The organism is Paenibacillus sp. LjRoot56, assembly GCF_964253335.1.
GTDB lineage: Bacteria > Bacillota > Bacilli > Paenibacillales > NBRC-103111 > Paenibacillus_E > Paenibacillus_E allorhizoplanae.
This window is the reverse complement of sequence record NZ_CAXURV020000001.1, coordinates 2,058,375-2,071,401: the sequence shown is the minus strand read 5'-3', so window position 1 is coordinate 2,071,401 and position 13,027 is coordinate 2,058,375. Positions and strand designations below refer to the sequence as shown.

At 44.6% G+C, this 13,027-nt stretch carries 11 protein-coding genes; 1 reads left to right on the top strand and 10 read right to left on the bottom strand.

Features of this window, described 5'->3' with window-relative positions; all coding sequences use genetic code 11:
• Positions 1-54: 54 nt before the first annotated feature.
• The 4 genes from ACSQ8O_RS09285 to liaF all read right to left on the bottom strand — a co-directional run bounded on the left by ACSQ8O_RS09285 (position 55) and on the right by liaF (position 3,311).
• Positions 55-468 carry a YugN family protein gene (locus ACSQ8O_RS09285; RefSeq protein ID WP_436241324.1) on the bottom strand — a complete coding sequence of 138 codons (414 nt, stop codon included), beginning with the start codon at positions 466-468 and terminating at the stop codon, positions 55-57.
• A 102-nt stretch (positions 469-570) separates the two neighbouring features.
• The gene (locus ACSQ8O_RS09280; RefSeq protein WP_436241323.1) at positions 571-1,221 is read right to left on the bottom strand and encodes a response regulator transcription factor; all 651 of its coding nucleotides are present in this window, start codon (positions 1,219-1,221) and stop codon (positions 571-573) included.
• A complete protein-coding gene (locus ACSQ8O_RS09275; protein WP_436241322.1) occupies positions 1,218-2,258 on the bottom strand; it encodes a HAMP domain-containing sensor histidine kinase in 1,041 nt (346 codons plus the stop codon). Before ACSQ8O_RS09275 ends, ACSQ8O_RS09280 begins: the two co-directional genes overlap by 4 nt.
• Positions 2,259-2,267: 9 nt before the next feature.
• Positions 2,268-3,311: a cell wall-active antibiotics response protein LiaF gene (gene liaF / locus ACSQ8O_RS09270; RefSeq protein WP_436241321.1), complete on the bottom strand. Its 1,044-nt coding sequence runs from the start codon at positions 3,309-3,311 to the stop codon at positions 2,268-2,270.
• Positions 3,312-3,593: 282 nt separating this feature from the next.
• Here liaF and ACSQ8O_RS09265 point away from each other — a divergent pair, with 282 nt between their 5' ends.
• Positions 3,594-4,883 (top strand): ammonium transporter, encoded by a 1,290-nt coding sequence (locus ACSQ8O_RS09265; RefSeq protein WP_436241320.1) that lies wholly within the window; start codon positions 3,594-3,596, stop codon positions 4,881-4,883.
• 45 nt (positions 4,884-4,928) lie between these two features.
• Here ACSQ8O_RS09265 and ACSQ8O_RS09260 read toward each other — a convergent pair whose 3' ends face one another.
• The 6 genes from ACSQ8O_RS09260 to mqnC form a co-directional block, all read right to left on the bottom strand.
• A complete protein-coding gene (locus tag ACSQ8O_RS09260; protein ID WP_436241319.1) occupies positions 4,929-5,309 on the bottom strand; it encodes a hypothetical protein in 381 nt (126 codons plus the stop codon).
• 78 nt (positions 5,310-5,387) lie between these two features.
• Positions 5,388-6,911, bottom strand: a complete 1,524-nt coding sequence (locus ACSQ8O_RS09255; protein ID WP_436241318.1) for a methyl-accepting chemotaxis protein — start codon at positions 6,909-6,911, stop codon at positions 5,388-5,390.
• A 316-nt stretch (positions 6,912-7,227) separates the two neighbouring features.
• Positions 7,228-7,878, bottom strand: coding sequence for a 3D domain-containing protein (locus ACSQ8O_RS09250; protein ID WP_436241317.1), 651 nt, complete (start codon positions 7,876-7,878; stop codon positions 7,228-7,230).
• Between the two features lie 207 nt (positions 7,879-8,085).
• Positions 8,086-10,020 (bottom strand): threonine--tRNA ligase, encoded by a 1,935-nt coding sequence (gene thrS, locus ACSQ8O_RS09245; protein WP_056609491.1) that lies wholly within the window; start codon positions 10,018-10,020, stop codon positions 8,086-8,088.
• 357 nt (positions 10,021-10,377) lie between these two features.
• Positions 10,378-11,325 (bottom strand): putative sporulation protein YtxC, encoded by a 948-nt coding sequence (locus ACSQ8O_RS09240; protein ID WP_436241316.1) that lies wholly within the window; start codon positions 11,323-11,325, stop codon positions 10,378-10,380.
• A gap of 439 nt (positions 11,326-11,764) precedes the next feature.
• Positions 11,765-12,901 carry a cyclic dehypoxanthinyl futalosine synthase gene (gene mqnC, locus ACSQ8O_RS09235; RefSeq protein ID WP_056609487.1) on the bottom strand — a complete coding sequence of 379 codons (1,137 nt, stop codon included), beginning with the start codon at positions 12,899-12,901 and terminating at the stop codon, positions 11,765-11,767.
• Between the last annotated feature and the right edge of the window lie 126 nt (positions 12,902-13,027).

Sequence of the window (13,027 nt, the reverse complement as noted above, 5' to 3'; positions counted from 1 at the left end):
AACCTTAAACGAATATTAAAAATCAATAAAATGGAGGTAAAAATAGGACATAAATTAATGAATCCATGCTTTTTCAACTGATTTTAATACGTTTGCAGCTTCTTTTACCCATTTATCCTCGATCCCCGCATCGGAATCCAGCGGTGTTTGGAACTGATCGACCAAAGCTCCGGCTGTCTCCACGTCAGCTTCAGGATCTAATCCTTCATTATAGACATGTTTCAGAACAAAAGGAGTACCGACCTCAACGACGGCATCCGTCGCTTCCACATCGCCTTCAATTCTGCCCGTGACGACTTGAACGGGAATTCGCAACCAAACTTTATTCGCCTCATCCAGCGAACGATCGAAGTAGCCATGGTCATAATCCCAACCGCCACCTAAGTTAAAATCAAATTGTTCTAGCTGGGCACGCACCTTATCAAATGTTTCCTGTACCTGCTCCAGTGAGGAAGTTAGTGGTTTCATAGCGATTGGACACTCCTTAAGCGCTCATATTATTTTACTTACGCATAGAATGTGCCAAATTGACGTTTTTATGTGCGATAGTCCCTCAATTTGTTTGTGCTGTTAAACCCATCCTTTTCGATGCGCGAATATCGCTAATTGTGTCCGATCGTCAAGCTCACACTTCATCAACAAGTTGCTAACGTGTGTTTTAACTGTTTTGATACTAATAAAAAGCTCTTCGGAAATATCCTTATTGCTTCTCCCTTCGGCAATTAAGAGGAGTACTTCACGTTCCCGAGCTGTTAGCCCCTCCTGTTCCGGTAATTCACTCCGCTGTCTAATACCTCTAGTCAAGGCTTGCGACACTTCAGCATTCATGACTGGCATGCCGCGGTAGGCACTCTGAATCGCATGAATCAACTGATCGGAAGAAACCGTCTTCAACATATAGCTGATAGCTCCGGATTCAACAGCTTCCAGCACCTTGGCTTCCTCCAGAAAGGAGGTCAGCATAATTACTTTTATCTGTGGAAACTCATCACAAATTAGCTTCGTAGCACCAATCCCATCCAACACGGGCATCGTTAAATCCATTAAAATGACATCAGGCAGTGATGGAAGGCTTTCTTCCTTCAACTGATCAAAAGCAGATTGACCATTTGACGCTTCCCCCACTACTTCTAAACCAGGCTCCAATGAAATGTAAGTACGCAATCCCACTCGTACCATGTCGTGATCGTCCACAATCATTACTTTAATGTTCGGATTCATTCTTGTTTTCCCCCAGAATGCCCTGAAAATCGCGGAATACGAACGCGCACGCGAGTTCCTGAGCCTAATTTACTATCAATCTCCACTTCTCCGCCCAGCTTTTGTGCTCGTTCTCTCATGGTTGACAGGCCGTGGGAAGCAGAAGGAATATCTCTTCGTTCAAAACCTTGACCATCGTCCTGCAATTGCAGCACATATTGATGTTCTCTTTCGTAGATTGCCAATCGAACCTGTTTGGCCGAGGCATGTTTAATGACATTCGCAAGTCCTTCTTGAATAATGAGGAAAAACTGATGTTCAATCGCCTCCGAAATAATTTCAGGCAGTGAAACATCAAGTTGACCCTGAAGTTCATGGGTCCGGCAATATTCCGGGAACCATTTCTCCAAGGCTTCCTGTAGGCTCATATCTTTTAATTCGATGGGTCGTAGTTGTGAAATGAGGCCCCTCATCTGCTTCTGAGCATGATGAGACATCTCAATGAGCTGGTTCATTAGCGCAGGTGCAGCCGCTGGGTTTCTTTCTAATATTTTGGGAAGTGAGGAAGCCGACATATGGATCGCGAATAGCTCTTGGCTCACTGTATCATGGAGATCTCTCGCAAGCCTGCGTCTTTCCTCCATCACAGCACTCTCTGTCAGCTCCTGATCCCGAATCGCTTCGGCTTCCCCTAACTTTTGCATCAACTGCACGCGCTCTTCAATCGAAGTTGCCATGCTGTTAAAAGCATCATACAAGTACAAGAAAGGCTCTACTGGCTCCATATCAATTCGAACAGAGAAATTCCCTTTTGACAATTCCAGCATCGCGACGTGAAGCTCGTCTACCTTGCGCTGCCATCTTCTGGTGGCAATGAAACCTACGGACAAGCTCACTACAAGAATCGCGAAAGCGAACCACAAACGGAACTCCCAAGAACTCAGTTCCTTCTCGTAATATTCAAGTACGATATAAATACCTGAAACCGTTACTACGCTCGAGATTAGAAAGTAATTCAGCAGCTGCCACTTCATATTGAACATTCGCAATTTGTACATGCTCCATCCTTAACCTATCTTTTTAATGGTAATATCGCCAATAAACATACTTGTTGTTACGACAATTTTATGTTCCGCTTCTTCATAATGTGAGGTTTGCGTTCTGATGTTGCGCAGAAAACCACTTTCACGCCGATCAAGAACCTTCATATCTCCAATAAAGGAGCTTGCCATGACACGAACCTCAACATCCATATCGTTCGGGATGAAAATCTTCACATCGCCAATAAAAGCCGTAACATGAATCGTTGTTTCACCACGTGGAATTGAAGCCCGCGTAAGATCGATAACCGAATCACCAATAAAGTGAGAGATCTGAATAGGCTTTAATTCCCAAGCCTCTTGGCCAAGGTGAACATCGCCAATAAAACCATGACGGTGTAGAACATTACCTGAATCAAAATTACGAACGAAGCCATCATATTTTTGTTGGTGCTGTTGAGGGTCCGTCCATTCACCGTGTTCCTCGTCCTTTGGATACGTGCCATGGATATCCTTCAGTACTTCCTTTTCTTCAGCAGTAAGGCCATGTTTCATGCTACCCGCTGAAGTATGATCCATGTGTTCTTTCGAATTGCTGGAAAGATCACCTGACGCGTTCCAATTTCCCGACTCCCATTGTTTCTTATAGTGGGAATGTCGTGCTCGATTCGCTTCTCGCCGAGCTTGTCTTTCTTCATCTTTTGCTTTTTTAATGGAAGGCCACTCCGGCGACTCTTTCTTACCCGGTTTAAAAATCACATTTAAACCAAAAAGTATTAAAGCAACCGGCGCAAGGAATTTAAACATTTCTCCAATAGAAAGGTCGGTTACATTTAGATTTTTCAAGAGAAATATGGTTCCTACGCCGCACATCATCAAGCTGCCTATGGATCCACCCCAATGATACTTTCTCTGTGAGACAAAGCCAATGAGCCCATAAAAAATCAGAATCGCAGGCCAATACGTAGACACTAAATAACCGATATCAATTTGAATAATTCCTAATTGATTTAGTAAAAAGAGTGTTCCCGCGGATACGAGTACTAGCCCCCAAATCATTCTTTGAAACATATGCGGATTCATACGTTCTTCCTCCATTTGTGTAAAGCGTTGTTAAGATAACTCTAGTTTATAAGATACAAGGTGGAATGAAAAGAGACGTTAGATTGAAGGCGATCTCCGCCTCAAGACCGATATTTCAAAAGCCACACAAGAAAACCTAACATGGATGTCGTATAAGACGAACATTTCACTAGAGATGTTATGTAATCTTACGCATTCCGTTGACATGCTTATCATCAGAACCGTATAATTGGGCTGAGAACGCAAGTATTATAAGGAGAGATTACAGGAATGGATCAAATCCAACAACTTACTTCTGGCCTGGACACAATTTGGGTCGTATTGACTGCTGCCATGATTTTATTAATGGAAGGTGGCTTCGCCTTACTAGAAGCAGGGTTTGTCAGACAAAAGAATGCCGTAAGTATTATCATGAAAGTATTTGTCGATATCTCATTCGGTGCGCTTATTTTTTACTTTTTTGGATTTGCACTTATGTACGGTAAAGACATCGGAGGCATTCTAGGTACAACTGGCTTCTTTATGGGCGGAGATTTATCACACATCGCGTTGACAATCTCACATGATACCTATTGGTTATTCCAATGTGCTTTTGTTATCGCCGTCATTTCAATTGTATCCGGAGCTGTAGCAGAACGCATCAATTTTCGCGCTTATATTCTTTACACGATAGCCATGACCGGATTAATCTATCCCATTGCTGGCCATTGGGTTTGGGGTGTTGGTGGTTGGCTCGGCAAGCTGGGCATGGTTGATTTCGCTGGATCAGCTGTCATCCACGGACTTGGCGGTTTCTCCGCACTCGCCGCAGCCATAATCATCGGTCCGCGAATTGGTAAATTCTCTGCCGATGGTAAAGCTAACATTGTCCCCCCGTCTAATTTGCCACTAGCCTCTGTAGGCGCATTTATCTTGTGGTTCGGTTGGTTTGGTTTTAACTCTGGGAGTACGTTAAGCGCTACCAATACATCGATCGGGCACATCGCGGTTACCACGATGCTATCCGCCGCAGCCGGTTGTGCGGCCTGCATTCTGTTTACTATGATGCGTTATCGCAAAGCGGACCCGCCCATGGTGATTAATGGTGCACTCGCCGGACTCGTCGGAATAACTGCAGGTTGCTCATTCGTCAGTGATGCAGCAGCGATCTGTATTGGTGCGATCTGCGGGATTGCCATGGTCTACGCAACGGAAATGCTGGAAGCTAGACAGATTGATGACCCCGTTGGCGCTTTCCCTGTACATGGGATCAGCGGAAGTATAGGCACTCTCGCTGTTGGCTTATGTGCGAAGCCGGATGCGATCCGCGAAGGAACAGCTGGATTATTCTACGGCGGAGGCTTCCACCTCCTAGGTGTTCAAGCACTTGGTCTTGTCACTGTCTGTGTATGGGGTTTCTTCATCACTTGGGTTTTCTTAAAGCTCATTAAGCTTATCGTTCCTTTACGCGTGAGTCGCGACGAAGAGTTGATTGGCCTAGATGTTGGCTCGCATGGGGTTCCAGCATATAGCCAAGAAGAAGGATTCTTGGACCTACAACACTTGAAGAATAACCAATAATAATAAAGAAGAGGACACCGCACACGCAGTGTCCTCTTCTTTATTTTATGATGAGAATATGTCTTCAAATTCCTCTGGGAACGTAATATCGTCGCCAGGCTTAGAATCATTCATTATTTGTCTAGCTTGCTCGATTTCGGCACGGAGCTTTCTTACCTGCTCCATAGGTTTCTTCACATAATGAATATATTCAACAGCAAGATGATGATCAGGCTTCTTACCAGATAACATGCGTCGAAAAGATGACATGGTTTGATAAGCCCGTTCTTCTTTCATTCTCTTCACTTCATATCGCTCAACAACCTGCTCAATTTCCCGAGCTTGCTGCTCTTTCCGCGTAATAAAAGCCTCCAAGAAGGGAAGTACCTCCGCAGCTTTCCTTGTTGGTCTTAAGGGCATACCATCCGATCGTAATGCTTGCAGCATGTTCCATCACCTATCTCTCCGTGTCAAGATTTATAACAGTAATCTTATTTTACACTAAAAAGAGTGGTTTGAGAACTATTAATTTAACACTAAATCAATTCCGACGACACCAATAGGCGTTCCCATGTCATCTATAACGGATTTCGACAACGTAATGCATGGTTTTTTCGTAATAGCTGACACGTACTCATCCGAAATGAAGAACTCACCTGCCATTGCACGCTTCCACCATTCTCTCCCCTTTGCATTCACTAGCCCTGCTTCTGGCTGAGAGTAGATGAAGGTTCCATCTCCGCGGTTCGACCATATCGCTTCTATCCCTGCTGTTTTCTTCAAAATCCCATGTAAATGCGAGGCATGCTTATCTTCGACCAACGATTTGATGTCAGGTACGCGAACAAGCGCATTCAATAATTGCTTCATTTCTTCAATGTTGACATGAATAGTTCCCTGCTTGCTCTTCATGCCAACAGCTTGTATGGCCGTGATCAGCTCAGCGGAAGAACGATCTAAATTCTGATTAATATGTTGCAATCTCGAAACCTCGTGCCGCTGCTTCTTCATTTGATCCAGCGTATGCTCAACACTCGACATTGTCTCATTCATCAAATCGACGACTTCCCCTAGGGATGTTCTCGTTCCTGTAACCAGAGAGGATTGGTGCTTCGTTGAACTAGTCGTACTTGCCACTAGACTGTTCACATGCAGAATTAATGAAAAGATCGTATCGATCTTGCCTTTCATCACCTTCATCTCATCAATCCCGTGTGTCACAGAAGCTTTCTCTTCAGCTACTGCGGCGACAACTTGAGCAACACCACTTTCAATATCAGCAAGAAGCTCGGAAGACTTCTGAACGGCTTCATGGCTTTGTGCTGCTAGCTTCTTAATCTCTTGTGCTACCACAGAGAAGCCTCTTCCATGTTCACCGGCTCTAGCCGCTTCAATAGATGCATTCAAAGCAAGCAATGATGTTTGGGCAACGACCTCCGTTATGAACGTATTGATCTCTTCAATTTTCGATGTATGCTCGGTCAAATCTTGAATTTTCTTCTGCATCGTATCATTATTTACATGTAAATCGTTCATGACTTCATCTGTAGTATTCAAGGAGCGGCAGACGTCCACTACCGTATCTTTGGTTTGTTCACTTTCACGATGCATATGTAACGACGAATCCAGAATCTGATCCGCAGCTGCTGCAACTTGCTGAATTGCAGCAAAGGCTTCTTGGAGCTGTCCAGCGGCATGTTGGCTTCTCCCCTTCAACTCCTCTTCTCCTTGGATGGATGCATCCGCAATTTGAAGGAGATGTCCAATAGATCGATTGACTTCTTCTACTGCCGCTGCTAGTCGATCCGCAACGACCTGAGATTCTTGAATAAACGTACGGAATTGTTCTTCGTGATGGAGTGCCCCTTGTTCTTGCTCCTTACCAGATTCTCTTGAACTCAGTAATGCACCTACACCCAGTAAGATAAAAACAGCGACACTAACTACGGCAACCCATTTCGAAGCAGAAAATAAAGCGAATACATTTACAAGCATACCAATAAGTACAAAACCGTAGAACCAAGCTCTCTGCTTTGAATCCGTCCACATGCGCAACCGGAACTCCTCCCAAAAGGAACAAAATGTTAGTTTTTGTTACATTATATCGAATATAGAAGGCCTTGAAAAGAATTAAAAACGGAGACCCTTTCGGGTCTCCGTCTTTTCAACAACGCTATTTGTTATTTATTTTGGTTTTGTGTGTTGTTTTGTTGCTGCTTATTAGGTACCGCTACTTCAGTAGCAAATTCAGCGTCTTGCGCTGCTTTCTTGTTGTTCTTGTTCTTTGCCATGTCAATCACCTCCTGTATGAGTATCTTTTCCCATACAGGATTTTTTATGAATTTCTTTTTAACAAAATCGAATCTTACAGCGCTTTGGCTGGAGCAAGTATTTCATCCTTAAGCTGCTTCCAAATAACCTCTGTGACTTTGCCATTCCCCTTTTTCACCACGAAGACTTTGACCGTCTTTTTACCCCATTCTTTGTAAACCTGGTCCTTCGTATTGAAATACAGATCAATTTTCTTCCCTTTAATCGCACTTCCTGTATCTGCAACAACCCCGTAACCGTAACCCGGAATAAACAGTACGGTACCTAACGGGAACACCTTAGTGTCTGCTGCGATCGTCGATAATGCCTTATCATCACGCATGACTCTAATCCCAGAATACGTAATTCCATAAGTAGGATGGTCCGGAGTCTTTCCTGTTGATTCTTTACCCGCAGAATACCCGGTCGCTGTCACTTCAACTGCCGTATATTTGGATAAATCAGAATCCAAGTTGGGAATAAAGCGGTAACTCGCTTGTTGTTGATGTTCCTGTGCAACAGGGCGTGCAACCGGCATCACTGCACCTGCTTGATTGTCCCGCTGATCTCGTATATGGGTATCGGTATTTGCCGCCCTATAGTTCCCTTGATAGCTAGCCTCTTCTCCGAAAAGCACGACCATAACGGTAAGCACCATCCATGCCAAAATCCACTTGGATTGCTTCGAAGTATCGGTTATTTTCATCGTTTTAAGCCTCCCCCTACTAATGTAGGCTTTCCATTTCCTTTCATCACTAAACCTCCAGATATAGACTCACTGTTTAACATGTCCTTCTTTTAACCACTTATTCACAACTTTAAACCACTTATTCACATCGCAAAGGATTTTTGGGAACGTAAAAAAGCAGAGAAGTGACTAGCACTTCTCTGCTTCTTATGGAACAAATAGGAGTTACAGTTTGTTTTTAATTTCTTCTTGAATCATGCTGATAACTTGATCAATCGGCTGTGTACCTAGATCCCCTTGACCGCGTTTACGGATGGACAAGCTGTCATTCTTCACTTCGTTTTCACCAACAACGAGCATGAAAGGAATTTTCTCCAGCTGGGCTTCCCTGATTTTGTAGCCTAATTTCTCATTCCGATTATCCGCTTCAACGCGAATACCAGCTTCTCGAAGTCGGTCTGTCACCTGATTGGAGAATTCTTCAAATGCAGGCGATACAGGAATAACTTTCGCTTGGGTTGGCATTAACCATGTTGGCAACGCGCCAGCGAAATTCTCCAGCAAGAAGGCTGTCATACGCTCCATTGTGGAGATGATTCCTCTATGGATCACGACTGGACGGTGTTTCTGACCATCTTCCCCTGTGTATTCAAGCTGGAAGCGTTCAGGCAATAGGAAGTCGATTTGCGCAGTTGAAAGCGTTTCTTCCTTTTTCAACGCTGTCTTGATTTGAACATCTAATTTAGGACCATAGAATGCTGCTTCACCTTCTGCTTCAAAGAAAGGCAAACCAAGCTCTTCCACAACCTCACGAAGCATGCGTTGGGAAGTTTCCCACATTTCATCATCCTGGAAGTATTTCTCTGTATCCTTCGGATCACGATAGGAAAGACGGAAACGATAGTCAGTAATTCCGAAATCCGCGTACACTTGACGGATCAATGTAACAACGCGGGAGAACTCTTCTTTAATTTGATCCAAACGGCAGAAGATGTGGGCGTCATTCAATGTCATTGCACGAACGCGGTGCAAACCAGTCAAAGCGCCTGACATTTCATACCGGTGCATCGTGCCCAGCTCAGCAATCCGAACAGGAAGATCACGGTAGCTGCGCATATCACTCTTATAAACCATCATATGGTGAGGACAGTTCATCGGACGAAGGACAAGTTCTTCATTGTCCATGACCATTTTCGGGAACATATCTTCACTGTAGTGATCCCAGTGTCCCGAAGTTTTGTATAACTCAACATTAGCAAGTACAGGTGTGTATACGTGTTGGTAGCCTAGACGCTCTTCCAAATCAACGATATAGCGCTCCATTGTGCGTCTTAGTTTCGCACCGTTTGGCAGCCAAAGCGGTAGACCTTGACCAACTTCACGTGAGAATGCGAACATTTTGAGTTCGCGGCCTAGTTTACGGTGGTCACGCTTCTTCGCCTCTTCAAGCAAGTGCAAATGCTCATCCAGTTGAGCTTTCTTAGGGAACGCAGTCCCGTAGATGCGTTGCAGCATTTTGTTTTTCGCATCTCCACGCCAGTAAGCACCAGCAACACTCAACAATTTGAATGCTTTAATGCGTCCTGTTGACGGCAAATGCGGTCCGCGGCAGAGGTCAAAGAATTCACCTTGGTCATAGATCGTAAGAACGGAATCTTCCGGTAAATCACGGATCAATTCTAGCTTAAACGGATCTTCCATCTCTGTGAAAATACGAATCGCTTCCTCACGGGAAACAACGCGGCGCGTTATCGCCAAATTTTCGTTTGAGATGCGCTCCATTTCCTTCTCGATTTTGATCAAATCTTCAGGATTCAATGGTGTTTCCAAATCGATATCATAATAGAAGCCGTCCTCAATTACAGGACCGATTCCGAGCTTAACTGCTTTATTGCCATAAATACGCTTGATCGCTTGTGCCATCAAATGTGCTGTGCTATGACGGTACATTTCTAATCCCGCTTCGCTATCCAGCGTTAAAATTTCAACATCAACATCATGATTCAAAGCGAAGGATAAATCTACGGATTTCCCGTTTACTTTACCACCCACTGCATTTTTCTTCAGACCGGATGAAATGGACTCGGCCACTTGCTCAATCGTCGTCCCCACTGCATACTCTCTCACTGCGCCATCTGGTAATTTTACTTGAACAACCATCTTCCCTGCCTCCTAATTGTGTAAGTGAATAGTGAATTGAACGCAAAAAAGCACACTTCATCCCATAAAGGGACGAGTGCGCTCAGCTCGTGGTTCCACCCTAGTTCGATTCGCTCTAACCCAAAGGGAAAGTCGAATCCTCATCAGCATTCGTTAACGGGAATGATTCCGGTACTGTATAGTATCGTACCTGCAGGTCAGGTCGAATTCCACAATACGGCTACAAAGGGGTAAACAATCCGATTCGCTGAAGGAGATTGCAGCCTGGTCTCCTCTCTCTGAGCAGTTCATACAGAAAGTTCTTGTCTTTGATACTAACGCCTTCGTTCACTATTATAAATGGCGAGAGGGGCAAGGTCAAGGGGATAGTTGATCCTGCTTTTTGGCATCTCCAAGATAAAGGTCACACGTGCGGCAATAACTGCACACCGATGTGCGGTCTTCGAAGATTTGCCCTATCGTCTTGATAATCGTTAATTCAGGATCCCGAGTATGAATGTAAATGTTAGCCGGTGAGACCGTGATCAGTGTGCTTACAATCATATCCTCGAAATTGATGTCCTTCTCCAACATCTCCATTCGAAAGCTGGCATCGAATTCATTCGCATCAATGGGTTCCATCCGATCATTCAGAATGACGAATTCGTGGCCGCCTTTATGAATGAGATGCGCTGCGGGTATCTTAGCCTCTTGAATGTAGACGAAATATTGTAGAAGCGAAATAAATTCCTGATACTGGCGGTCCATCATAAACTCATCAATCGCATATTCCGCAATTTCCCTTAGTTCTTCCCTATACTCCTGAATGCGAAATTTGAGGAAGCCATCTAAGCTAATCTGCGGATTCTCCTCGAGTAATGCGTTTATCTGTTCCTTGAGTAATTGAATACGACGAAGCCTACTTGGGCTACTATTCATCAGCGGCAACCCTTCCAGCTCACTCTCTTGGATCAAGGATTGCTTACAGTAACCTTCGATGGCTTCGATGTCTGACTGCTTTTCATATTTAAAATCCTTGGTGATCAAGTTACGTAAAATGCTGGATTCCTTGTCCGCTACAATGTGGCTCGCCAACACTTCAGCTAGGCAAGCTCGTACTTCAGCCTCATGAATATGTGGATCGTGGATCACACTTCCTGCTTCCGCTTCCACATAAATAAAAGCACGTGTTTCACACCAAGTGTAGGTAGCCGTTAACCCATTTTGGGCAATATGTAAATGCTGCAGCGCTTGCTTCACCTGTGCGCTTAGCGAACGTACATAGGATTCCTCGACATTGATTAGGGCAATTGCAAACAGTTCCATGTGCTCACTCCTTCCATCTATGCATCCTCCTCTTAAGAGTATATGGTCGATGCGAGGGAGATATACAACGAACAATTTGCCATTTGAGGAAGGGGATACAATGCAAAAAAGGAGCAGCACATGGCTGCCCCTCTCAAAAGTAAGGATGGCGTTTTACAGTTGTTCTAAAAGAATTTTCACCAGTAAGAAAGGGAGAGCACCGATGGAGATGAAAGCAAAAAGGAATCCTTGTACAAAGCTTTTAAGCAATTTCACAAAAATCACTCCGATCTTCAATCTCGAATTTGTGGTGTTCCCCCCATTGTACTCTTATTGACCCGCGGTTACCTGAAGCTTGGATTAATTTTCGCTTAAAATGATGAAGAAACGCTTATCCATAACAAATCCCACTTGAGGATGTCATCATAGATAAGCGTTGTCGTTCATACGCAGTACATGTTTAGTTCTGCATTACAAAATCACGATCAATCTTCACATTCTCGTCGTCAAACACACGCAGAATCTGATATTTCGTATTCCGCTGTGCAGGAATTTTGCCTGCTTGACGGATGATGTCCAGCGTCGAGGACACGTTGACCTTGTGCGTGGTGCCCGCCGCGGATACAACGTTCTCTTCGATCATGGTGCTGCCGAAGTCGTTACAGCCATAGCTCAACGTCTGCTTACCAACCTCAGGTCCCATTGTGACCCACGAGGATTGGAAGTTCGGCACGTTGTCCAACATGATGCGGCTGATCGCCAACGTTTTCAAGTACTCTTCAGGCGTAACTTTCTCCGCCTTCATATTCGTGTTGTCCGGTTGGAACGTCCACGGAATGAATGCCAGGAAGCCTGGTGTGTTCAGCTTCTGCAGCAGCACATCGTCTTGCGCATCGCGGATACGCAGCATATGCAGCGCACGCTCTTCCATGGATTCGCCGAAGCCGATTACCATCGTACCCGTCGTGTGCATGCCGAGCTTATGAGCCGTTTGCATGACATCCATCCAATCGCGCCATGAGCCCTTCAGCTTGGAGATCTTGCGACGCGTGCGGTCATCAAGGATTTCCGCTCCACCGCCTGGCAAGGAATCAAGTCCCGCTTCATGCAATTGACGGACGATTTCCTCCAGTGATAGGCCGCCGGAAACGTCTTTCATTTTCATAATTTCAGCGGGTGAAAAGGAGTGCATCGTGATATCGAAGCGCTTCTTAATTTCCTTTAAAATATTCGTATAGTAGCTGAAAGGCAGATTCGGATTCGTACCGCCTTGCATAAGTATCTCAGTTCCATCCACATCCAAGGTCTCTTGAATCTTCTGGAAGATCGTTTCATCCGGCAGTACATACCCTTCCGCAGAACCTGGTGGACGATAGAAAGCACAGAATCGGCAATACACATCACAGATGTTCGTGTAGTTGATATTCCGCCCAATCACGAAAGTCGTGATCGGATCTGGGTGCCATTTTTTCATAATCTGATTAGCGGTGTCGCCAATTTTCTCTATTTGATCGGATTCGAAAAGCGTAATACATTCTTCTACATCAATTCGTCCGCCTGCTTGTGCTTTATTTAAAATGCGATCGATCGGTTTCATTGCAACTCACTCCTTTACTTTCTGAAGGCTCGTATCCATTAATCGTACCATACTCATGCCAAAAAAGCAGCACAGGGCTGCTTTTTCCAGACGTTATTCCTTTGTAAATATGAATAATTTCTGAAT